Annotated in this window: 17 protein-coding genes; 8 read left to right on the plus strand and 9 right to left on the minus strand. The window is 58.8% G+C overall.

Annotation, left to right across the window (positions count from 1 at the left end; all coding sequences use genetic code 11):
• Positions 1-24 precede the first annotated feature (24 nt).
• Positions 25-285, minus strand: a complete 261-nt coding sequence (locus tag AC6H1L_RS09130; protein WP_497601183.1) for a hypothetical protein — start codon at positions 283-285, stop codon at positions 25-27.
• On the opposite strand from AC6H1L_RS09130, the gene AC6H1L_RS09135 reads away from it, so the two are divergent.
• From AC6H1L_RS09135 to AC6H1L_RS09145, 3 genes are all read left to right on the plus strand, one after another.
• The gene (locus tag AC6H1L_RS09135; RefSeq protein ID WP_497601184.1) at positions 272-2440 is read left to right on the plus strand and encodes a polysaccharide lyase family protein; all 2169 of its coding nucleotides are present in this window, start codon (positions 272-274) and stop codon (positions 2438-2440) included. The genes AC6H1L_RS09130 and AC6H1L_RS09135 overlap by 14 nt on opposite strands.
• 275 nt (positions 2441-2715) lie before the next feature.
• Positions 2716-2910, plus strand: a complete 195-nt coding sequence (locus tag AC6H1L_RS09140) for a hypothetical protein (protein ID WP_497601185.1) — start codon at positions 2716-2718, stop codon at positions 2908-2910.
• 289 nt (positions 2911-3199) lie between these two features.
• Complete coding sequence (locus AC6H1L_RS09145) at positions 3200-4264, plus strand: LLM class flavin-dependent oxidoreductase (RefSeq protein WP_497601186.1); 1065 nt, start codon at positions 3200-3202, stop codon at positions 4262-4264.
• 96 nt (positions 4265-4360) lie between these two features.
• On the opposite strand, the gene AC6H1L_RS09150 is transcribed toward AC6H1L_RS09145, so the two are convergent.
• From AC6H1L_RS09150 to AC6H1L_RS09165, 4 genes are all read right to left on the minus strand, one after another.
• Positions 4361-5605 (minus strand): M48 family metallopeptidase, encoded by a 1245-nt coding sequence (locus AC6H1L_RS09150; protein WP_497601187.1) that lies wholly within the window; start codon positions 5603-5605, stop codon positions 4361-4363.
• 97 nt (positions 5606-5702) lie between these two features.
• Positions 5703-7397 carry a M48 family metalloprotease gene (locus AC6H1L_RS09155; RefSeq protein WP_497601188.1) on the minus strand — a complete coding sequence of 565 codons (1695 nt, stop codon included), beginning with the start codon at positions 7395-7397 and terminating at the stop codon, positions 5703-5705.
• Positions 7398-7779: 382 nt separating this feature from the next.
• On the minus strand, positions 7780-9231 hold the full coding sequence (locus AC6H1L_RS09160) for a double zinc ribbon and FHA domain-containing protein (protein ID WP_497601189.1): 1452 nt from the start codon (positions 9229-9231) through the stop codon (positions 7780-7782).
• A gap of 263 nt (positions 9232-9494) precedes the next feature.
• Positions 9495-10010: a hypothetical protein gene (locus tag AC6H1L_RS09165; protein ID WP_497601190.1), complete on the minus strand. Its 516-nt coding sequence runs from the start codon at positions 10008-10010 to the stop codon at positions 9495-9497.
• Positions 10011-10408: 398 nt separating this feature from the next.
• Here AC6H1L_RS09165 and AC6H1L_RS09170 point away from each other — a divergent pair, with 398 nt between their 5' ends.
• Together AC6H1L_RS09170 and AC6H1L_RS09175 are read left to right on the plus strand one after the other, a co-directional pair.
• Positions 10409-11038 carry a PadR family transcriptional regulator gene (locus AC6H1L_RS09170; protein WP_497601191.1) on the plus strand — a complete coding sequence of 210 codons (630 nt, stop codon included), beginning with the start codon at positions 10409-10411 and terminating at the stop codon, positions 11036-11038.
• A gap of 447 nt (positions 11039-11485) precedes the next feature.
• Positions 11486-12970 carry an APC family permease gene (locus AC6H1L_RS09175; protein ID WP_497601192.1) on the plus strand — a complete coding sequence of 495 codons (1485 nt, stop codon included), beginning with the start codon at positions 11486-11488 and terminating at the stop codon, positions 12968-12970.
• Between the two features lie 276 nt (positions 12971-13246).
• Here AC6H1L_RS09175 and AC6H1L_RS09180 read toward each other — a convergent pair whose 3' ends face one another.
• The 3 genes from AC6H1L_RS09180 to AC6H1L_RS09190 form a co-directional block, all read right to left on the minus strand.
• Positions 13247-14047: an enoyl-CoA hydratase-related protein gene (locus tag AC6H1L_RS09180; RefSeq protein ID WP_497601193.1), complete on the minus strand. Its 801-nt coding sequence runs from the start codon at positions 14045-14047 to the stop codon at positions 13247-13249.
• A 132-nt stretch (positions 14048-14179) separates the two neighbouring features.
• A complete protein-coding gene (locus tag AC6H1L_RS09185) occupies positions 14180-15001 on the minus strand; it encodes an MBL fold metallo-hydrolase (protein ID WP_497601194.1) in 822 nt (273 codons plus the stop codon).
• A gap of 475 nt (positions 15002-15476) precedes the next feature.
• Positions 15477-15659 carry a helix-turn-helix domain-containing protein gene (locus AC6H1L_RS09190; RefSeq protein ID WP_052890794.1) on the minus strand — a complete coding sequence of 61 codons (183 nt, stop codon included), beginning with the start codon at positions 15657-15659 and terminating at the stop codon, positions 15477-15479.
• Positions 15660-15961: 302 nt separating this feature from the next.
• Here AC6H1L_RS09190 and AC6H1L_RS09195 point away from each other — a divergent pair, with 302 nt between their 5' ends.
• A complete protein-coding gene (locus AC6H1L_RS09195) occupies positions 15962-16987 on the plus strand; it encodes a GAF domain-containing protein (protein WP_497601195.1) in 1026 nt (341 codons plus the stop codon).
• Between the two features lie 52 nt (positions 16988-17039).
• On the plus strand, positions 17040-17921 hold the full coding sequence (locus tag AC6H1L_RS09200) for a class I SAM-dependent methyltransferase (RefSeq protein WP_497601196.1): 882 nt from the start codon (positions 17040-17042) through the stop codon (positions 17919-17921).
• Here AC6H1L_RS09200 and AC6H1L_RS09205 read toward each other — a convergent pair.
• Positions 17918-18565 (minus strand): RNA polymerase sigma factor, encoded by a 648-nt coding sequence (locus tag AC6H1L_RS09205; RefSeq protein WP_497601197.1) that lies wholly within the window; start codon positions 18563-18565, stop codon positions 17918-17920. The genes AC6H1L_RS09200 and AC6H1L_RS09205 overlap by 4 nt on opposite strands.
• 266 nt (positions 18566-18831) lie before the next feature.
• On the opposite strand from AC6H1L_RS09205, the gene AC6H1L_RS09210 reads away from it, so the two are divergent.
• On the plus strand, positions 18832-22302 hold the full coding sequence (locus AC6H1L_RS09210) for a WD40 domain-containing protein (RefSeq protein ID WP_497601198.1): 3471 nt from the start codon (positions 18832-18834) through the stop codon (positions 22300-22302).
• Positions 22303-22339 lie beyond the last annotated feature (37 nt).

Genomic DNA, 22339 nt, shown 5'->3' on the forward strand with positions numbered 1-22339 from the left:
TATATCTTTCAAGCTCAGACTGCGTCAAGCTGGCCTTCTTCTTCCTGATTCTGTCACTTGTCTAGCCTTCTCTGGCCTGCCAGCCTTCTCCCCTGCTCCTGGCTGTCTTCCTTTTGATGTATACTTTTCTATGTATGGGGAGGCCAGTAAGCATAGAAGCGGTTTAACCTGAACCGCTTTCCCCATTGCCAGGAGCTTTTCGGTACCGCGAGCCATCAATTCTTCTGCTTTCCAGGATGAAAGCAGCATATCCTCAGAAAGGAATCGCAAGATGTCGAGAGACAAGCTTCGCTCCATGCTCCTCCCGGGAGCGCTCTCCAGTTTATTGATCCTCACGCTTGCCATCTGCGGCCTAGGTTTGGGCCTGGCTATGCCCGCGCTGCGTGGAGAGCCAGCCCGCGCCGCTTCTCCGGTGACTCTCAGCGTTTCCGGCATGACTGCCACGATCAGCAATGGCATCTTTACCATTAAATTTAACAGTTCTGGAACTGGCTATTCGCTGGTCTGGCAGGGTAAAGAGCTGATCGGTCCAGCGAAGGGGTTCTACAGCTCGATCAATGGCGGTACGGGCTTTAGTCCGACGCAGCTGACTGTCGTAACCAATACCTCCAGCATGGTCGATATCGCCTACATCAGTAGTTGGGGCGAGCTGCATTATGTGGTTCGTAGCGGCGTCAGCGGCCTCTATTCTTACTTTCTGGCCACCGGCATCGGCACGGTCGGCGAGTTCCGCACGCTCTATCGCGTCGATGGCTCGATTTTCCGCACGGGCTATAATGGCGTCGAGACTGCCATCGCCTTCCCTACGCTGAGCCAGATCCAGTCGGCTACTGAGCTTCAGGATTCGACCTATCAATTGAGCGATGGCACGATCTATACGAAATACGATGCGGCTACTTATCTGATGAGCCAGGACCTGCTACACGGTGTCTATGGCAACGGCTACGGCGTTTGGCTGATCTCGCCCAGCCATGAATATAATAACGGCGGTCCGCTGAAACAAGATCTGACCGTCCATGTCGACAGCAGCACCGGCGACGCTGTCGTCCTGAACATGCTCATCAGCGCGCACTTTGGAACGCCGGAAGTGACGATCCCCAACGGGAAACTCTTCGGTCCCTGGTTTGTCTACTTTAATAATGGCAGCATTAGCGATGCTCAAGCACAGGCCGCGCTCCAGCAACAACAGTGGCCCTATAGCTGGCTCTCCAATGCCGCTTATCCGCTCACACGGGCCACAGTGACTGGCACGCTACGCCTGGCCGACGGGCGCCCCGCCGCCGGGGCCCAGGTTACGCTTGCTCAACCGGGCGGCGATGTCTACGCTCAGGGCGCTGGCTATATCTTTACGACGGTGGCCGATAGTGCCGGCAATTTCACTATTCGTCAGGTGCGTCCGGGCAGTTATAGCCTCTATGCCTGGGCTAACGGTGGCAGCATCGGCGATATCACGGATCAGTATGAACTGGATAATGTGAACGTCAGCGGGACAAGCACCAACCTGGGGACGCTGACCTGGACGCCGGTGCGCTACAGTACCCTTCTCTGGCAGATCGGCACTGCAGACCGTAAGGCCGCAGAGTTTCGCCTGGGCAATTTGCCGCGCCAGTATGGCCTGTGGAACCAGGTTCCCGCCAATCTGACTTATACCATCGGCTCCAGTACTCCGGCCAACAACTGGTATTACGCCCAGACGGCAGTTGGCACCTGGAATGTGAACTTTTCTGTGAATCAAAGCTATAGCGGCGATGCTCATCTGACGGTGGCGCTGGCTGGTATGACGCGCACCGCTTCTGTGACAGTGCGTGTGAACGGGACGGCCATCGGTAGCTATCCCGCCTACACGAATGATGCGGCGATTTACCGCAGCGCTAATCAAAGCGGCTACTACCATCTGATGGTCTTTACTTTCCCGGCTTCTTTGCTCAAGGTCGGCAGCAATACGGTGGCCTTTGCCATGACGGCGGTCAGCAGCGGCGGCGGGGCTATGTACGATACGATCAAGCTGGAAGTGGGACCGCAGGTGACCGGCGGAGGCAGTGCTACGGCGACCCCTACCCCGACACCAGTGGCCACGCGCACCCCTACCCCTACCCCGACGCCGACTATTGCGACCGGGAGCGCCTGCCGCGTCAGTTATAGCGTTACCAGCCAGTGGCCCGGAGGCTTCACGGCCAGCATTACCTTGACGAATAGTGGCAGTACTACGATCAATGGCTGGACGCTGACCTTTGCTTTCAGCGCCGGTCAGACGATTACTCAGGGCTGGAACGCTACGTTCAGCCAGCAGGGAAGCCAGGTGAGCGCCAGTAGCCTGAGCTATAATGCTGTTCTCAGTCCCGGGGCCTCGACAAGCTTGGGCTTCAATGGCACCTGGACAAGCAGTAATCCTGCGCCGACTGCCTTCGCTTTGAACGGCCAGAGCTGCACTCTGGTCTGAAAAAGACGCTTTTTCCCCTCCTCCTTTGTCTGGACCCAGGCGCTCGCGGTCAACTACCGATCGCGGGCGCCTCTTCCTGGTCGCTCCTTTCTGGCACCAGTGCTAGACAGGCGCTGAAGACTGCCGTGTGGACTCTTCAGAGCCAGTCGCCTGCTTTCTCTCTAAAGGCTTCCTCCGCTAGCCTTTTCGTTTATCGCTGCAATGCTTAACCGGTCTTCTCCGTTACTGCGGGTAAAACGATCACAGACCGGCTCTGAAGAGCCGAGGTTTAGTCTATGCTCACATACCAAGAGGCACAGCAGCTACAGATGCTCATTCAACAGGAAGCGCCCCAGGTGGAGGTGCGCATCTTGTCCGAGGTGGGGCAACCTGACTACTATTATCTGGCCATTTATCTGCATGGCCAGCCGCGCTTTGTCGTCCGCTCGCTGGATCAATGGCAGCGGCGCAAGAGGACACTCAAAGCCTGAAGGGCAGGCCAGTACAGCGAGTGAGGACCGGTGAGTCTGGCCTGTGCTGTTGCTCTAGTTGTCGTAGGGGGAGTAAACGAGAGAGTTGCCCTGGTCTCCAGAGGCCCGGGCCTGGGCAGGCAGCAGGCTCTCTACCCCCCACTGGGAGAGGCAGCCACCTGGCAGAGAGGCCAGCCGGCAAGCAGGCAGGCGGGTCGAGCGGCCAGCCCCTGAGACCCGGCAGACTGAGAGCGGACGTGCGCTATAATTTCAGCATAGGAGCAAATTCCACCAATGGAGGTATGCAGGCATGAGCGCTGATTCCGCGCCTGCAGCGATGAAGGCTTATCGCAGCCGTGTAGGGCTGGTAGCAGATTCGCCACAATTCCCCGGCGCCTGGAACGAGATCATTGAGAAGGTCAAGATTGCCGATGAGCTGGGCTTTGATTCCGTCTGGCTGGGCGAGTCCTGGGGGTACGAACTGTTCACCTCGTTGGCTGATCTGGCGCGCGCGACCAGGCGTATCAAGCTCGGGGCCGGCATTGCCAATATCTACTCACGTACCCCGGCGTTGATTGCCAGCACGGTGGCCACTTTAGACGAGCGATCCGGGGGGCGCATGATCCTCGGCCTCGGCCCCTCGGGGGCCAACGTCATCGAGCACTGGCACGGAGTGCCCTTCGAAAAGCCTCTGCAGCGCACACGCGAATATGTCGAGATCATCAGGATGATTCTGCGCCATGAGAAGCTGATCTATCATGGCCAGTTCTTTAAACTGGAGCGCGGCTTTAAACTGCGCTTTACGCCGCTGCGCGCGGATGTGCCGATCTACATTGCGGCGATGGGGCCCAAGAATGTGATTCAAACTGGGGAGATCGCCGACGGCGTGCTGCCAGTCTACTGGCCTGGTCACAAGTGGCACGAGCTGCGCCAGCAGCTTGATGAGGGGGCTCAACGCGCTGGTCGTCCCCCCCATAGTGCGCTGATCGCCCCGTATATCACGAGCGTGATTTTGCCTGAGAACGCGGACGAGCAGATGCGTCAGGCGGCTCGTTATCAGGCCGCAGCTCCTCTGGCCTACTACATTGGGAAAATGGGGGTCTACTACGCCGAGATGCTGACCCGCCACGGCTATGGGGCCCAAGTGCAGGCAGTGATCGAGGGCTGGAAACAGGGCATGAAGAGCGCGATTGAGGCCATCGATCCAGAGATGCTCGATGCTGTCACGATCGTGGGAACACCGCGCGAGATTGTGGCCAAGCTGGATCTGTGGGCGGAGCGCGGTGTGGATCAACCATTGCTGAACATGCCAGGTGGCTCGGTGGATGAGGCCGGGCAACTGCTGAGCGCCCTGATGGAAGCGCTGCGCTCCTGAACGCTCCGCCAATCAGCAGGGGAGGCCCAGGCCACGGACATAAGACTTGTCCTGTCTTTCCGCTATGTCCCTGGCCTGGCGCTGCTGATTGTCTGGCTAGCGGCTGGCCAGACCGAGATCGCTGCGGCTCTGGCGCCGAGCGAAGGCTTCGGCATGCTCCAGGCGCTTTTTGATGGAGGGATGATCGTGAAAGAGAATCTCGACCAGGGGCGAGGGTTCGGCTTCGGCCAGATTCTGATTGGCCAGACGCGTCATCATGCTGCGAAATGCCTCGCTTTTGCCCGTGGTCAGGAGGGCATACTCGTCAGCCTGGTACTCCAGGTAGCGGCTGAAGGCATTGCCCAGCGGCATGCAGATTAGCCCGACGATGGCGCTCACCAGGGCGATCAGGGGCAGGGTGGCTGGATCGGAGAGACCGTGATAGCCGAGCTGGGGCGTGGTCAGCCAGTGCAGCGTGATGTTGATCAGATAGAGGGCCAGCAGGGTCAAGAGCGATTGGCTGGCGATCAGCTTCCAGATGTCGCCGTGGACATGGTGGCCTAGCTCATGCGCTAGCACGACCTCGATCTCATCGGGTGTGTACTGATTGAGCAGCGTGTCGCCAATGACGATGCGGCGCGTATTGCCCAGCCCCATCAGCGCCGCATTGGCAGCGGTGGTCTTGCTGCTCATGTGCATGGTAAAGACGCCGCGTACGCGCGTGCGGGCCCGCTCGGCCAGGGCCAGCAGGCGCGTTTTCAGTTCCCCATCGGGCAGAGGCGTGAAGCGATAGAAAAGCGGCAAGATCAGGACTGGCGCCAGGTTGGCTAGCACTACCGAGAAGAAGAGCATGACGAGTGCAACCCAGAGCCACCAGGTCAGTGGCTGCGTCGCTAGCAGGAGATAGATAAGCTCCAGGACCGCTAGCTCCAGGATAAGGCTCAGCAGCAGGCCTTTGCAGAGATCTCCGAACCAGGCCCCAAGCGTCTGTACGGAGAGGCCGTAGCGCCGCGGCAGTAGGTAGCCCCGATAGACAGTCAGCGGTGCGCTGACCACTTCATAGGCCAGGAGCAGAATCAGGAAGTAGCCGGCCACTTGCAGCGGATACCAGCCCGCCAGCGGTTGCCAGGCCAACGGTTGCAGGAGGTCGCGCAGCCAGAGATCAAGCCGGAAGAGAAAGAGGATCACAAGGCCAGCGGCTGCTATTGCCAGTCCCACGAGCCAGAGACGCCGGCGAATACGCGCGTATTGGCGCGCTTGCTGCTGGCGTTGAGGATCAAGCTGGGCTGTCGCTGCCGGCCTTTCTTCTCGACTCTGATCCTCTTTTAGTTGCTCTGCTCGCTCATAGCGCTCTTGTTGCATAAAAGCCACCTTCCTCCATACGATCGTCAACAGCAGTGCCCGGGACCGCTGGTTTGGTTTCAACCCAGGTGGTTTTATCTTAACGCACGAGTTGTTATCATGGCAAGTTGCTGCTGGGCATCTGTTCTTGCTGCTGCTGCTGGAAAAGATCGGCCAGGGCCAGACGGCTCACTAAGGAAGGATACGTAGAGCCTCCAGGCCGCCGCTCTCGACGATTCCAGGCCAGAGAGGCGCTGTGATTCGTCAGGCGAATCATGGCGTTCCGGTAGGCTTGCACTTTGCCGGTCTGCTGGAGGGCAAAGCTGTCCGCACGTACCTCCTGACGATAAATGAAACGAGAGAGAAAGATTCTGGTACCCAGCCAGACTAAAGGAACTATTAGGACGAGCAAAATGATAGTTCCGTCTAACGCTATATCTGATGCTAAATGTATTAGCAGATAAAAAGATAGTATAGTGATCATATCCGAGAAGATGGCCCAGATAAGGCGTTTTCTCAGATCGTGGTAGACATGATGAGCGATTTCATGAGCGCAGATCACTTCGATCTCGTCGGGCCGAAAGCGCTTGAGCAGGCTATCCGTCAGCCAGATGCGGCGCCTTGCTCCAAGACCAGTAGCATAGGCATTGGAGACAGCCAGCCTTCCCTTGGCATCGTAGACGTAAATCCCCTCTAGGGTGAGATTCAGGCGCTGGAGAAGGCTCGCACAGCGTTGCTGGATTTCTCCCGCCGGAAGCGGGCGGCGAACGCCAGGCAAGAGGACCCGCGGGTGGCTTCTCCAGCCGATCGAGTAGCAACGCCAGACTATAAGCAGCAGCCAGATCGGCAACCACCACCAGGTCTGGCTCAGGCTACGCAAGCCGAAGAGCAGGCCGATGAAGAGGCTCAGCGCCAGCGTCACTCCCAGCCAGTGACCAAATTGCAAGCGGAGCCACTGCCCGGCTGTAGTAGTTACGAGGCCTAATGCTTTTGCCTCGCGGAACACCAGCAGGACAATCGGGAGTAAGATTGTAAGGCTGGCCATCATCCAAACGCTTAAAAAGAGGATTAAATAGAAGATGAGAGAGAATGATAATATCAGCAGATGATAGTCTAGCGAGATGTTCAGATCGTTCAGGAACAAGATTAATGGCATGCTCAGGACCCGACCTACGAACCAATAGCCGACTATGATTTCGAGGAAGAACATGGCCAAGAGCAGAGGCAGCCATTTGCGCGGGGAGAAGTGTTGTCGAGTGGCGATCACTTGCTGACGAGCCATGTCGATGAGCACCACCTCTGGCTCAGTCTCTGGCCCGTTGAGGGTTGGCTCATGCTGCTGCGCTATCTGACGCGCATTTTCAATGCATTCAGGACCCGCCAGGTAGTCCGAGAGTGGGGGGAGCTGGCAGACAATCAGTCCTAGGAGCAGATGCAGCGGTTCGATGCGCTCATGGCCGAGCGCGCCAGCTTCCAAAGCGGCGGCCGAGAGAGCCTGTCGTGCGGCCGGGCTGATACCGCCTTCGATGCTGGTAGCTTCTTGACCGGTCACCTCATAGCGGACGAGTTGTCTCAGGCGCTGCTTCAGCGTCTCGAGGTCTATCCCCAATTGGGCCAGATAGGTCCGCTCTTCTTCTTGCGGGTTGGCCAGCACTCCGGCCAGCAGGTCAGGCCCTGCCAGCCAGTAGCGCCCGGCTTGCAAGGCGATCCGGCAGGCCTCTACCAGTGCCTTCTTGGCCCGATAGCTATAGCGCTCAAAAGCCGGAATCCACCGCTCTCCCCAGTCATTGCCTTTCCATGCTTTCTGCTGCATTGTCTTCTTCTTTGCCTCTTCGTTAAATTTATCAGTGTATATCTATTATAGACAGAAACGCATTCTTTGCAAGAGGTTTTTCTTGCATACAGTGGGGTAAGGGATACCTGCGATGCTCAGCGGAATGACTCTCATTGCTGAGAAAGGAAGGCGGGGTAGGCGTGCCAGTCTGAAGCATTCCCTAACAGAGAAACTACTCTTAAAGTGAGAAGAACGGTCACAATGGAGAAGATTTCAGTTTCTCAGAAGAAAGAGGGGGAAGCGAAAGGGAATAGCAAGAGCCGGAGAAGGAAAAAGAAGCCGGCGTCTGGGGCCGCACGGCTCTCCCCGGTACGTCTGCAGCCGGGCAGATCCAACCGGGGAGAAGCACCCTTGGGCATCTTTAGAGCTTCCGAAACGTGCAACTGACCTTACCAAAGTGGAGGGAGTCACCATCGTTCAGCGGAGTAGCTTTATCCGGCTCCAGACGCCGGCCATTGATGCGCGTTGCATTTGTACTGTTCAAATCGGTCAGTGTAAAGGTACTGCCGATGTGTTCAAGCAAGGCGTGAACGCGTGAGACCGTGTCAGCATGCTCCATCGGGCCAAGATCGATATCGGGCTTTAAGCCGCCCAGATCGTGATCGTAGCGACCGACAACCAGACGTTCACCTGCCAGGATGATTTCGCGTCCATCGCTGAAGATCAGCCGCCCCCACGGGGCATTAGGATCGGGACGCGGTTCACTGGCCGGACGGGCCTTGATGGGCTGCGGCGGTCCGGGCGGTGGTGGCGATGGAGGAGCAGAGGCCAACGGAGGTCGAGAGGCCGGCGCTTGCCCGGTCGGCAAGGTAGGGGCCGCGAGCGTTGCCTCCGCATTGGCTCCCGAGCCTGACTCCGCCTGCTGTCCCTGAGTTCCTGGAGCCGGAATAAAGGTCACTGTTGGCTTTGGAATCACCGGCGGCCTGGCTGGCACCTGGGTGGCATATGGCTCGACCGAAGGGCGCGGCGGCTCAGGGGTAGGAGTCGGCGGTGGCTTTACCGGTGGCGCTGGAGCAGGTGCCGGCTGGGCGGGCGCAGCCTGAGCAGGCGCCCCAGAACGCTGGGTCTGGAAGGTTGAAGCTCCACACTTCGGGCAGAAAGCCGCATTGGGCTTCAGCTCCGTCTTGCAATTTGGGCAGAGCAGCTTGAGCGCCCGCCCGCAGCCCGAGCAGAAGGTATCGCCCGGCTCGTAGGGCGTATTGCACTGGGGACAGCGCAGGCTGGCCCTGGGTGCTGCCGGTGCTGGCCCAGCGGGAACCTGAGTGGATGGCACATAGGGCGGCACATACGATGGTGAACCCGGCGTCGGTGTCGGCACTGTCCCATAGGGGCCGCTGGATATGGCTGGTGTCCCCCACTGCTGTTGAATCTGCGGAAGCAGCGCAGGTGGAATCGGGCCGATCTGCACATCAGGGCGCTGTTGGCGGACCAGGCCATCGACAATATTCAGCACCTCGTTGGCCAGGCTGGCCTGACGCACCGCCCCCACGCCGGCAGTGATCGCCAGGGGCAGCAGCACCGGTATGACCATCGCTCCCACGGCGCCAATCGTCCCCACCGCTGCTTTATCCAGCCAGCGCTGCTGACCAATCATGGCCAGCACGCCCCCGGAGACACGCTGGAGCGTCAGCGAGAGGGCGGCTTGCATGCCGAGAACGGCCTCGAAGTCGCCTCCTTTCTTTAACTGTACCAGTGCCTGGTCTGGATTACTAAATTGTTGTGTTTGATAGCCCCTGGCACGATAAACATTTTCCAGATCAGTAGCCAGACGCGGTATATCAATGTCTTGCGAGGTATAGAATCGGGCATCCATTGATCTCTCCTCTCAGGCCATAGCCAGGCACTTCTTACTTAATCTGCCGGCCCAGCAACAACCGCTTTTCTCTCCTACTCATGACAGATCGCAGGCAGGCAAGGAACCGGACAATCTTCCCGAGGTAGGCCCCCAAGCTCACCCAAAGAGAGCAAGGTAGGGCCGCGCCGTACCCCACCGGCAGTAGTAACGGCGCGGCCTCGTCATCCTAGCAGATGAAACACTCAGACAGGTAACCAGGAGTGAGACCTGTTCCGCCAAGCCTACTGAGCGGGCGACGGCTCAGCGGGTGGAGGAGACGACTGCGGTCCCGACGGCGGAGACGGGGGCTGCGGCGGCTGCCAGCCGGGAAAGCCAAAGCCGGGCGCAGGTGGCCAGCTCTGTACTCCCGGCTGCTGCTGCCGGATCAGACCATCGACCAGCCAGAGCACTTCGTTGCCTAGCGTCGCCTGGCGCACAGCGCCAATCCCCGCCGTAAAGAGCAAGGGCCACAGCGGCGGGATGGCCATGCCGGCTACCCCCACTACCGCCTTTTCAGCCCATTGCTGCTGTCCTGTGGTGACCGAGATCCCCCCAGACGTTCGCTGGATCACCACAGCCAGCGCCGCCTGTAAACCAAGGAGCCGCTCAAAATCGCCTCCCTTTCTCAACTGTACCACTTTCTGATCGCCGCTGCCAAATTGCTGCGTCTGGTAGCCCTGCGCTCGCAGGATGCTTTCCAGATCATGAGCCAGACGCTCTAGATCGATGTCCCGGGTATTGTAGAAGCGAGTACTCATGTGCTCTCCTGTTCTGCTCTTTTGCCTATGATGTTTAGCTTAGCCTAGTCACTTTTCAGGACGAGGCCCCCACATACAACGGATCTGCTTGCTCTCACCCCGGCGCTTTCCCTGCCTCACTTAGAAGTCTTGCTTCGTAGAGATATACGACTTGAAGAAAGAGAGGTTAAAAGTTTTGGCCACATTCTGGTTGAGCTGGATCGGTAAGCCAGAGAGCAGAGGAAGAGCGACGCTTGTGCTCTTCTTCTCCTGCCCGGCTCGGCATCCAATGCTATAATAGAGAAATGCAACGGCCCTCTAACCCGTGGCCGCGTGTCACCAGCCGTTGCCTGCCAGAGCACCGCGCATGAGTGCTCTCGCTCAATACCAGCAAGCAGGTTCGTGAGAGAAGAGGCCCTATGGTTGAAGGACTATCCCACTCGCCGTACGAGGAGGAAGGGGAAGAGGAGGCCTCCCCCAGCTCCCTCGCTTCACGCAATACGCTCCGCTATATCATCTTGGGACTGCTCGGCACACGCCCCATGACGGGCTATGACATTAAACAGGCCTTTGACCGGGCCATCGCCAGCTATTGGAACGCGGGTAGCAGTCAGATCTATACCACTCTCAAAAGCCTGAGACATGAAGGATTGGTCGAGGTCGAGGTCATTGAGCAAAAGAGCCGTCCCAATCGCAAGCTCTATCGCCTGACACCACGTGGCCAGGCTGAACTAGATCGCTGGCTCAGCGAACCGATTCCTGAGCGCTTTACTAAGGATGAGTTTCTGACGAAGCTCTTTTTCTGTGGCGAGACCTCCGACACTACGGCCCTTCAGCATCTCCTCCAGCATCGTGAGAGCTTGCTACGACAACTACAGCATATGGAATGGGCACGTCAGCAATATGCTAACCGCCCGACACGCCGCCCTCGTCTTCTAGAGTATCAGATGCTGGTTCGTGAGTATAAAGAGGCGGTTCTACGGGCTGGCCTGGAGGTCACTGAGCGCGCTATTGCACGCTTGAAGCAACGCTTATCGGATAACACCTAGTCTGGCTACAATCTCCAAATAGCTACTCTTACGCCAGAGTTTCCCCCAATAAGGCTATCTTCTATTCTCCCCTGGTAGCCAGCAAGCCACCTGTGTTATGCTTTGAGAGGAATCTCGCTTCCTGTACATCTCGGGCCATCCTATCAAGCTTTAAGCCAGGAGAGAGATGCCAAGAGGGAGAGATGCCCTGGCAGTATCCTGGTTGCGTTGTATCTTGCCGAGCTGACCCAATTGCTCCTGTCTTCAGGAGCGCGCTTGGCATGATCTGTCTAGAAAAATGGGTCTCCGTACCAGGGCTGGCATGAGCAAGCTGGTCAGCGCCGGGGCGGCCAGGGCAGGGAGAGCAGAAGCAAGCTGCTACAGAGCCAGTCACGCGAGCTTTGTCGGATGCCGCGCGTGTTCTGATTGGCCCTCACTATCAGGTCTTCAAGGCACAAAGGAGAACCAATGAATCCATCAACCGTCACGCCTGAGTCGGCGGGAGAAGCAGTCGAGGAGCTTCCCTCGGAAAGCTACATCCCCAAGGCTATGCCGGCCATGCTGGGAACCTTCGACTTAACAGCCGTCTGCGTTTTGGGCATGCTGTATCTGACGAATGCAACCACCGCCGCCAGCGGTGGTGCAGCGACTCTGCTTCTCTGGTTGCTGGGAGGCGTGCTGTACTTTCTGCCGTCCGTGATCGTCTCTGCTCAGCTTGGCGTGCTTTTCCCTCACGATGGCAGCCTCTATAACTGGACACACCACTCCCTTGGTCGCTACTGGAGCTTTCTCATCGGCTTCTGCTGGTGGCTGCCGGGTCCGCTCCTTATTGTGACCTCGGCCGCTACCATGATCAGCTATCTCCAGGGACTGAACCGTAGCTGGCTCATTGAACCCTGGCAACAGGGCCTGGCGATCATCGCCCTGATCGTTCTGTCAGGCATTCTTGCGAGTCGCCGCTTGCGTATCGCCCAAAACCTGGTGAATGTCGGCTTCTGCGCTAGCCTGCTCAGCCTTATGCTCATTAGCGGCGCCGGGGCCATCTGGCTGCTGCAAGGACATCCGCCGGCCACTGGTTTCCGTACCCTCTCCGACTGGCTGCCAAGTTTGCCACATCTGAGCCTCTTCGGCTTGATCTGCGGCGCCTACGGCGGGGTTGCTATTCCGCTGAACATGGGTGGGGAGATCTACCCTCACGAGGCTATTCCGGGCTATCTGCGCTGGAGCAGTCTGGTCATTCTCTTCAGCTATCTGGCCACGACGCTCACTCTCTTGCTTGTCCAGGGGCCTGCCACAAACGCCAATCCTTTCGTGCTGATCACAGTGGTCGATACTGTTCTGGGGAAGCTGGCTGGCAATATAACCGTGGTGGCTTTGCTCTTCAGCTACTTAATGGCCGCTACAGCGTACAATTACTCATTTGCTCGCATTCTCCTTGTGGGGAGTATTGATCAGCGTCTACCAGGGCGCCTCGGGCGGCTCAATCGTGAGCGCGTGCCAGCGAGCGCTATCGGGCTGCAGACGACGCTTGCCGTGCTACTGGCCCTGCTCATCTTCATCGCCATCCCTTATATTCTCTTCTTCGCCGATGCGAGGAATCTCTCGGTGATCTTCTATAATGTCAGCGTTGCCTCAGTGGGGACGGTATGGCAGACCATCATGATTTTCATCTATATTGATCTGGCTTTGTTGCTGCAGAAGCGCTGGGCGGAAGTGCGCTCCCGGCTGATTATGCCGAGCTGGCTGCTCTGGGTAGCCATCGTAGTCGGTCCGCTCACATCCCTGGTCTCGGTCATTTCCTCCCTGCTGGTCTCCTGGATTCCCCAGCAGCTTGACAATGCCCATTGGCAATATAGCGTCATCGGCCTGATGAGCATTGTCCTCATCGCCGCCCTTATCGGCAGCCTCTACGCGAGCAGCCAGGCAAGCTGGCAGCGCATGCGCATGAGCTAACCTTTCCCACCCTTCCAGACAGACAGTTAGTTGAACCACTAGCACTAGCATGGAGCGAGCCAGATCGGGCAAGAGAGGCTCGCCAGGCAGGAGAGTAAGGACAGCATCGACGGGGCGCGGCTTCAGTCTCGCGCTGGCGTTTCACCGCCGCAGGAGCGAGGACCTGAAGCCGCGCTTTCTCGCTCCTTTGAGCGTTGCCGTGCTCTTAGCCCTGCCGACGGAGGCGAGCTTAGCCAGAGAGCCAGCCGCCTACCGCGGGGGATCACAAGTACCCTCTCAGACGGGGGAGCGCTCTGGACGCTCGCCAGGACGGAGAAAGCGAGGCGAGCGCTTCTCCAGAAAGGCGCGCATGCCTTCCTGAGCGTCGGGTAGCTGCGAGCTGGCCGCCATCACCTCCAGCGCATAGGCGTAGGCCTGGGGTTGCGGCAGATCGATTTGCGCATAGAAGGCCTGCTTTCCAAGCCCCTTAGAGATAAAGCTGCCGCGTGTCGCCGCCTCTAGCAAACGCTGCGCTTCCTCTACCAGGCGCTCGGGCGGCACCACCCGATTGACAAGCCCCCACTCATAGGCAGTCTGGGCATCGATCGGCTCGCCGGTGAGCAGCATCTCCAGTGCGCGTTTACGTCCAATATTGCGGCTGACCGCCACCATTGGTGTAGTACAGAACCAGCCACCTTTACCTCCCGGGGTAGCGAACTTTGCTTCCGTGGAGGCCACGGCCAGATCACAGGTTGCCACGAGCTGACAGCCCGCGGCAGTCGCGATAGCATGGACACGCGCCAGTACCGGCTGAGGAATAGCCTGAATGGTATTCATCAGCGTTGTACAAACCTGCAAGAGGCGGCGCATCGCAACCAGATCCTGGCCGACCATGTCGGCGAAGTCATGGCCGGCACTGAAAGCCGGGCCATTGGCAGCCAGAATCACTCCTAGTACGGAACTGTCCCCCACCTCGGTAAAGGCCGCTGTCAGCTCCTCCATCATCTTGAGCGAGAGAGCATTACGCCGCTGAGGATGATTCAGCGTGATAGTCGCATAGTCGCCCTCATAGCGTACCTCAACCAGTTCATACTGCATGGCACAGACTCCTTTCGTCTCACTGGCTCCCGTCGACAGAAACAACAATTGTCAACGACAATGGTGCGTTCTTCACAGCGGCGCAGGCGCGAGCGCGCGCCTGGCAGAGAAAAGGCGCCCACGCGCTTCGTTTCACGCTGGCAACTGGCCCGCCAGGGCCTGCATATAGCGTTCGGCTGAGCGCATAACGGCGGCATAAGCATCGGAGAAGACTACTCGCTCAAACCAGGCTCCGTAGAGGCGATCGAAACGATAGGGAGCAATAGCCGATCGGATACGCGCGACTTCGGAGGCGGGAAGTGGGATCAGATTGGGATAGCTGTACATGAAGCTCACCCAGCGACGGTCGGCTACCACCTGGATAATATCGCCGCTCAGCAGGGCGCCGCGCCCTTCAGCCCCGTCAGGCCAGTAGAGGACGGTCCCGCCCGGGAAGTGGCCTCCCAGACATAGGAGCGTTAAGCCCGCGAATAGCTCCAACCTCTCCCCTGACCAGAAGATCAGATGCTCAGAGGGACGCATCACCCACCGGCGATCAGCCTCATGAAGGTAGACAGGCACTGAGAAGCGCTCAGCCCACTCCACCATACTGCTATAGTAGTGGGGATGGGAGATCGCAATAGCCCGCAGACCGCCGAGAGCCGTGACCCGTTCAACCGTTTCCTCATCGAGAAAGGAAATGCAGTCCCAGAGCAGATTGCCTTCGGCACTCTGCACCAGCAGGGCCCGCTGACCGATAGCAAAAGTCGGCTCGCTCCCGATGCCGATCAGGTGGGGTTCATGTTCCTTAAAGATGTTGTGCAGGCCGCTGGCCCGCAGCTCGGCGAGTGTTGTCCAGCGCTGGCCCTCGTAGCCCACGTACTGCCGCTGATCAAGACAGATAGGACAGGCAGGGGGCGGCTCCTCGCTGGGAGCAAATTGAGTACCGCAGGTCACGCAGATCCAAGGCTCCATTGCTCTTGTGACTCCTGATGCCAGCAGGCTCGACGCCAGAGTGAAGGAAGGTCCAGCGACGGCAGGTCCAGGTGAGGGAAGCCGGAGCGGTCTGCCCCTCTGGCTCCTGGTCGCCTGACTAGCAACATCATATCACTCAGAGGGGCGAACCTCCACAGAGAGAGGGCCAGACTAGTGCCCTGGAGCTGCAGGCGAGGGGTTTTACAGTAGGATTATGCTGCAGTGATACGCAGGGAGATTTCACTATAAAAATTAGCCAGGGCGATAACCAGCGATCAGCCGGCGCCTGCACAGGGAGGCTGGCCGACCACTGGCCTCACCCTGATAGTACGCTCACCAATGGTGAGCGAGAAGCTCTGATCACGTGCTCACTGCTGCCGCCTTGGCACCGGCTCAGCCTCAGCCCTGGTGGATGGAGAGGGCGAGAGAGCGGAGCCGCTGCGTGTGCAGCGGCGGCGGGGAGGCCGAGCTTGCGCTAGACGTTGGTCGAGTTCATGACCTTATTGAGCGTGGTGCGCTTAATGCGATAGCAATGGCGACGACCCTTGTGGGGCAGCAACACGGCGTCAAGAACACCGTGTTTTACCCAACGGCGCACGGTAGTCGCATCAACGCGCAAGACTCTGGCAACCTCGCTAATGGTCAGTAGTTCCTCCATGATCTGTCCTTTCTTTCTAGAATGTCGTGCCGGGTGCCCGAGAGTCTCTCTCCCCCTTACCCCCTCGGGCACAGCGTACCCCTCTTCTGGTATCGGCAGGGGTGCTACTCTTGCAGGCACTTCCTGCTTTGCTGAATATACCATTCCCCATTTACAATTGTCAATACCAATTGCATAGTCTGTAGGGAGAAAATTCTGTACAGAAGTCACATAATTCACCCGGGGAGAGTGGACAGGATCGACAAGGCAGGGGAGAGTAGGCTATAATTGGATGGCAGTCTCTCTGAAATGGGGCAGAAGCCATGCAAGAACCCAGAACCTGGCGCGAGCTCCTCGCTGCTGTGATTCGGGATACCAAAGAGAAACAGCGCATAGCCAACGAAATGGGCGTTGACCCCGTGACGCTTACGCGCTGGGCAACGCACGAATCGTCGCCGCGGCCACGCTCGCTGCTTAATCGCCTGGTTGAGGCCCTACCGCCTCATCGCGAGCAACTGATTCAGCTGATCCGCCAGGAATTTCCAGATGCCCTGGAGGATGACCCCGGTTCGGTCTTCATCGACCCGGTAGTGAAGGATGTGCCCCCAGTGCTGTACGCACGCATCCTTGAAGCCCATGCCACGGTCGTGGAGAGCCTCCGCGCCTGGACCATCATGAACCTGGTGATGCAGCAGTTGATTCGCCAGCTTGATCCGCAACACACAGGCATCGCCGCCAGCATCGCTCAGTGTCAGCGTCCGTTGCCTCCTCAACAGAAGGTGACCTGCCTCCGTGAGGTCTTCCTGGAGAAGAGCCAGGCACTGACGAGTGTGGCACGCCGAGGCTACTTTCTGGGGGCCGAGTCACTGGTAGGCTATGCTGTGACGCAGTGCCGCCCGGTGGTGGTGCAGAATCTGCAGGAGGCTTCCGACTTTGTCATCCCCCAAGCACTGGTCAGCGAGGCCCGCAGCGCCGCCGCTTATCCTCTCCAGCGCGCCGGGCAGGTGGCTGGCGCTCTGCTGATTATCAGTACACAGCGCGACTACTTCCTGCACGGACGTCAGGCGCTGATCCAAAACTACGCCTATCTGCTGAGTCTGGCTTTTCGTGATGACGAGTTCTATGATGTAAAAGATATTGAACTGCGCTTGATGCCCTCCGAATCGATTCAGAATGCCTATATGGCAACGTTCAATCAGCGTGTGAATGAACTGCTGAGCCAGGCTGAACGGCGGGGCCAGCCGCTCACGCGCCGGGAGGCTGAGGAGCAGGTGATAGCGGCGTTTTTGGCCGCCCCTCTGCAGCAGCCATCATCGGAACAGCCGGAGCAGCTCCCGGAGCAAAGCTAGCTCAGCGCATGCATGCTTGCGCTGCTTCAAGGAAGAAAGGATCATTGGGGTCATGTTGATCGATCTCCAGCAGGTTGAGACGCTCTCTCATGAAAGTGGCACCTATATTATTGATGCGGAGAATACGGCTGAGCTGGCTCGCCTGCTGCATCATGGCCAGTTGGCTACGCAGGCGATGGGCGGCCTGCTACCAGAACTCACGGATGTCTCGGGCTTGCAGGATGTGCTTGATGTGGCCTGCGGCCCCGGCGGCTGGGCCTTGGAGCTGGCTGAAACATATCGCCATATGCGTGTCGTCGGTATCGATATCAGCCAGCGGATGATCGAGTTTGCCCGGACGCTGGCTGCGACTCAGCAGTTGACGAATGTTTCTTTCCAGGTCATGGACGCCTTAAAACCTCTGGCTTTTAAGGATGAGAGCTTTGATTTGATCAATGCCCGCTTCATTTCAACGTTTATGCCGGCCCGTTGCTGGCCTGCTTTTCTGCAGGAGTGTATGCGCATCTGTCGCCCCGGCGGCATCATTCGTCTGACAGAGGCCGATCTGCCGATCTGTAATAAGCCAGCCTGCGAGGAGCTGTCTCTGCTCCTGGCTCTCGGTCTAACACGCGCCGGTTACACCTTCTCGGAGGCCCGGCGGCATCTGGATGTTTTGCCCATGTTGGAACGCTTGCTGCGCGAGGCTGGCTGCGTCTCGATCCAGATGCGTGCCTGCGCTGAGAGCATCTCCGCCGGCACGCCGCGCTATGAGGACTGGTATCAAAATGGCCTCGTCTCCCTGAAGCTCTTGGAGCCGTTTTATCTGAAAGTAGTCGGTTTGAGCCGTGAGGCTTTCAATCGCCTCTATGAGCAGGCAAGAGCTGAGGCGGCGGACGAGAGCTTCTGTGGTCTGCAGTTCTTTTTGACGGTCTGGGGCCATAAGCCGCGCCGCTAGGAGTCATGGCCTGCTATATAGGCGCGGACGCTGGGCAATCGCGCCAGACGTCGATAGGCATGGTTACGCAGGGCAACGCGCTGTTCATGTTGCCGCCGATCTTCAGGCCAGTCACGATAATGGCTGAGATCAATTCCTTGCGCCAGAAAGGCGCGCTGGAGGGCTGTTGGCTCCTCGTCAAAGTTCATCAATTCTGCGAGGTCAACGAGCAGGGCATGTCGCTGCCCGCGGGGGAAGTGGTCTACCTCACGGGCCACCAGGTCAAACAGCTCTTGCTGGCAGACCCCTTCCAGGGCATGCTCCGCCGGCTCTCTCCCTCCGCCGGCTCGCGGCTCAGGCAGGCTTTCCCCGCCAGTATGGATGAGGCGCCGCTCACGTCGGTAGAGGTCCCGACAGTAGTTGTAGGCGATGGTGAACAGCATCTGCTCTGGCGCACGAGCCGGCTCGACCTCCCCACGTTCAACCCGTGGCTGGCGTTCGATGAAGCGCCTGATGCTCTCTTGTACAATGTCTTCAACCAGGTCTTCTTCTTGCCCTCGCCAGGCCGCGACACTGTAATGCGCAACCAGTCGTCGCACCAGACGACGCAGCCGGACATAGATCTCTTCCCAGTTCAGCAAGACCAGCAGACGGGTGGCTTCCATTGTCCCTTCTCCTCGCAAGTCAGGCAGGTCCTGCTTGCGTCTCCTATATTTGCAAATCAAGTAACATGAATGTTTCAAATCATTTAGAGTAATGGGTAATAATCTCTGTGCTGAGGTAAAAGATAGTTGAGGAAACCCGGCAGAGAAACCAAAGATCGGCGACATTTCGGTCCCTTTTTGGGGCTATTTGTCGGACAGAGGGAGGCAGTTAGAGCGACAGAGCCAGCCACGAATGTTGGCGCGCTTCGAGGGGAGAGGAAATTGCCATGCTCCGAATTGCATTTCATCAGCAGCTCAAACGTGAGCGACTGCGCCGCGGCTGGTCGCAGGAGGATCTTGCTGAGCGTATTGGCTCGGATAAGAAGACGGTGCAGCGTTGGGAGACTGGCGATGGTCTGCCCCGTCCCTCTCTCCTGCGTAAACTCTGCGAGGTGCTGGAGAAGAGTCCTGAAGAGCTAGGCTTAGTCGAGCAGTCTCGTATAAACTGGGGAGCCAAACCGGCGACTTCCCATTTCTTTGGCCGCACGCAGGAGTTGCGCACACTGCGGCAATGGTTCGCCGAGTGCCGTTTGATTGCCATCTGCGGTCTGGGAGGGATCGGGAAGACGACGCTTGTGGCTCGTCTGATCGAGGATGTCGAGGCCGAGATCGAATATGGCTACTGGTGTTCGCTGCGCAGCGCTCCACCGTTCAGCCAAGTGCTTAAGGAGTGGTTACTGTTCTTCTCTAATCAGCAGTTGAGTACTCCGCCTTCTTCGGCAGAGGAGCAGCTTTCGCTTTTCATGGAGCTGCTGCGCCAGCGACGGTGCTTATTGGTGCTTGATAATTTCGATGCGCTGCTCCAGGGTGGGCAGCGAGCTGGCGCCTATCGTCCCGACTATGAGGTCTATGGTCGCCTATTAGAGCGCCTGGGCAGTGAGGAGCACCAGAGTGTGGTTTTGGTGACAAGCCGCGAGAAGCTGCGCGAGGTTGAACGTCTGAAGGGGAAGAGTAGCCCTGTGCGCTCGCTGACTTTACAGGGGTTGAGTGCTGAGGCTGGACGAGCGATACTCGAAGAAAAAGGCCTCTTTGGCAGCGCCGATGAAGTGGCCAGTTTGCTCCGTCGTTATGGGGGCAATCCGCTGGCGCTGCGCCTGGTGGCGGAGACCATCAGGGAGCTGTTTGCGGGTAAGATTGGGGCTTTTCTTGCAGAGAATCAGGCGGCTTTCGGCGATATTCGCGAGGTGCTGGAGGAGCAGCTCCAGCGCCTGGCTCCGCGGGAACGTGAGGTTCTTTCCTGGTTAGCGATTGAGCAGGAGGCAGTCACCCTGGAAGAGTTGCGCGCTGATCTGCTGCGCCCGGAGGCTCAGCGGGAGCTGCTTGAGACGCTGGATTCGCTGCGCCGTCGCTCGCTGCTTGAGGTTCAGGAGCAGGGGCAGTTTACCTTGCAGCCGGTGATTATGGAGTATATTCAAGATGAGTTGGTGCGCTGTGCCTGTCAGGACTGTCTGCGGGAGACGTTTCTCACCTGGGAACAGTTCGCTTTTGTGAAGGCTCAAGCGCGCACCTATGTGCGTGAGAGCCAGGTACGCATGCTGCTGGCCCCTCTGGCCGAGCTGCTGTGCAGTGAGTTGAGTCAGCCGGCCCTCAAGGAGCGGCTGCAGCGGGCCTTGGAGCGGCAGCGGCAGGCGCGCTATCCTCATGGCGGCTATCTGGCCGGCAATGTGCTCCAGCTCCTGCTTCATTTGCAGTGGGATCTGCGCGAATTTGATTTCTCAGGATTGACCATTCGTCAGGCTTATCTACAAAAGGCGCGCCTGCAAGGAGTGAATTTTTCCTACGCGCACTTTGTGGCGACGATCTTTCAGAGCACCTTGACCAATGTGCTGGCCAGCGCCTTCAGTCCCGACGGGCAGCGCTTAGCGGTGGGAACAGCAAGCGGCGAAATTCGTCTGTATGGCAGCGATTGCGAGCACCTGCTTCAGAAGCTGGACGGGCACAACGATGGGGTCTGGGCCCTGGCTTTTACCCACGATGGGCGGCGCCTGGTGAGCGGCAGCGATGACAGGACACTGCGGCTGTGGGATCTGGAGTCAGGCCGCTGCCTGGGCATATTGGAAGGGCATACCAATCGAGTGCGAGCGCTGGCGCTGAGTCCTGATGATCGCTTGCTGATCAGCGGCAGCGACGATCAGACATTGCGCCTGTGGGATCTGGAGTCGGGTCAGTGGCTGCGTACCCTGGAAGGCCATCAGGGGCGGGTGTGGGCTGTGGCGTTAAGTCCCGATGGGCAGTGGCTGGCTAGCGGCGATGGCACGGGCACGCTACGCCTCTGGCGTCTACCGACCTGGGAGCGGCCTCTCCATGTGTTGCAAGGGCACGGCGATCAGGTGCGCTCGTTGGCCTTTCGAGCCGATGGGGAGCTGCTGGTCAGTGGCAGCGACGACGGTACGGTGCGTTTGTGGGAGGTGGCCAGTGGGGAGGAGCGCGGTGTTTTCCGAGGTCATAAAAATCGCGTTTGGTCGGTGGCTTTTAGCCCTGATGGGCAGTGGCTGGCCAGTGGCAGCGAAGACACAACTGTCCATCTCTGGCGTGTGCAGACGGGCGAACCGATCAGCGTTTTGCTTGGTCACACTCATGGTGTGCGCACGGTGAGCTTTCACCCCGAGAGTCGGCGGCACTGGCTGGTGAGTGGTGGCGATGATCAGACAATCTGCCTTTGGGATTACGCGACAGGGCATTTGTTAGCACGTCTACACGGCTATACGCGGCGGATTCGCTCTCTCGCTTTTAGTCCTGCCGGTCGCTGGTTAGCAGCGGCCTATGAGGGCGAGGGTATTGCGGTTTGGGACTGGACGAGTGGGCACCTGGTGCAGTTGCTTCACAGGTCGCGGCATGAGCCACTGAGCCTGGCCTTTAGTCCCGATGGGCGCTGGCTGGCCAGTGGGGGACAAGATGAGGTGATCTGGCTCTGGTCGATGCCAGAGGGGAGAATACAACGGCAATTTGTGGGTCATCGTGATTGGGTGCACAGTCTGGCCTTTAGCCCCGATGGGCGCTGGCTGGCCAGCGGCAGTGAAGATGAGATTGTGCGCCTGTGGGATCTAACCACCGGCCAGATGGTACACGAGCTGAGGGCCGGCTGCTGGATTCGTGCTTTGGCTTTCAGACCGGGGGGAGAAGCGAGCCGTTGTCTGTTGGTCAGTGGGGGCGATGATTCGCTCTTGCGTCTCTGGGATCTCAGGAGCGGCACCTGTGTGCGTTCTCTAACGGGCCACAATCGACCGGTCCGAGCGTTGGCGTTCAGTCCTGATGGCCGACTCCTGGCCAGCGGGGCCGAGGATAGTCAGGTACTGCTCTGGGATCTTGAGAGCGAAGAGCCGCCGCAGTATCTACGGGGCCATCATGGGCGCGTGCGCTGTCTGGCCTTTAGCGGCGATGGGCAGCTACTGGCGAGCAGCGGCGATGATCTGCGGCTTTGCCTCTGGCAGCGCGATGGCAGGCTACGCCAGGTCTTGCAGAGCGGTCATGAGCATATGGTGCGTGCGCTCGGCTTCGCGCCGTCCGAGGCTGGTCAGCTGCTCGCCAGCGGCGGAAATGAGGGAGAGATCCGTCTCTGGGAGGTCGAAGCCGGACGCCTGGAGCGCATCTTGAGCCTGCCGCGTCCCTACGAAGGGATGAACATTCAGGGAGTGCAGGGCCTGAGTACTTTAGAGAAACAGGCCCTGCTGGCGCTGGGTGCCGTTGAAAGCCCGTAGGCAGAGATGACGAAGACGAAATACAGGAAGCGGTGCC

The sequence above is a fragment of the Thermogemmatispora argillosa genome (assembly GCF_059696725.1).

Bases quoted from the DNA above. Each gene is read 5' to 3' on its own strand.
- AC6H1L_RS09140 (WP_497601185.1), top strand. From the start codon at position 2,716: ATGCTCACATACCAAGAGGCACAGCAGCTACAGATGCTCATTCAACAG.
- AC6H1L_RS09195 (WP_497601195.1), top strand. From the start codon at position 15,962: ATGCAAGAACCCAGAACCTGGCGCGAGCTCCTCGCTGCTGTGATTCGG.
- AC6H1L_RS09175 (WP_497601192.1), top strand. From the start codon at position 11,486: ATGAATCCATCAACCGTCACGCCTGAGTCGGCGGGAGAAGCAGTCGAG.
- AC6H1L_RS09170 (WP_497601191.1), top strand. From the start codon at position 10,409: ATGGTTGAAGGACTATCCCACTCGCCGTACGAGGAGGAAGGGGAAGAG.
- AC6H1L_RS09185 (WP_497601194.1), bottom strand. From the start codon at position 15,001: ATGGAGCCTTGGATCTGCGTGACCTGCGGTACTCAATTTGCTCCCAGC.
- AC6H1L_RS09200 (WP_497601196.1), top strand. From the start codon at position 17,040: ATGTTGATCGATCTCCAGCAGGTTGAGACGCTCTCTCATGAAAGTGGC.
- AC6H1L_RS09205 (WP_497601197.1), bottom strand. From the start codon at position 18,565: ATGGAAGCCACCCGTCTGCTGGTCTTGCTGAACTGGGAAGAGATCTAT.
- AC6H1L_RS09165 (WP_497601190.1), bottom strand. From the start codon at position 10,010: ATGAGTACTCGCTTCTACAATACCCGGGACATCGATCTAGAGCGTCTG.
- AC6H1L_RS09160 (WP_497601189.1), bottom strand. From the start codon at position 9,231: ATGGATGCCCGATTCTATACCTCGCAAGACATTGATATACCGCGTCTG.
- AC6H1L_RS09155 (WP_497601188.1), bottom strand. From the start codon at position 7,397: ATGCAGCAGAAAGCATGGAAAGGCAATGACTGGGGAGAGCGGTGGATT.
- AC6H1L_RS09180 (WP_497601193.1), bottom strand. From the start codon at position 14,047: ATGCAGTATGAACTGGTTGAGGTACGCTATGAGGGCGACTATGCGACT.
- AC6H1L_RS09190 (WP_052890794.1), bottom strand. From the start codon at position 15,659: ATGGAGGAACTACTGACCATTAGCGAGGTTGCCAGAGTCTTGCGCGTT.
- AC6H1L_RS09135 (WP_497601184.1), top strand. From the start codon at position 272: ATGTCGAGAGACAAGCTTCGCTCCATGCTCCTCCCGGGAGCGCTCTCC.
- AC6H1L_RS09210 (WP_497601198.1), top strand. From the start codon at position 18,832: ATGCTCCGAATTGCATTTCATCAGCAGCTCAAACGTGAGCGACTGCGC.
- AC6H1L_RS09150 (WP_497601187.1), bottom strand. From the start codon at position 5,605: ATGCAACAAGAGCGCTATGAGCGAGCAGAGCAACTAAAAGAGGATCAG.
- AC6H1L_RS09145 (WP_497601186.1), top strand. From the start codon at position 3,200: ATGAGCGCTGATTCCGCGCCTGCAGCGATGAAGGCTTATCGCAGCCGT.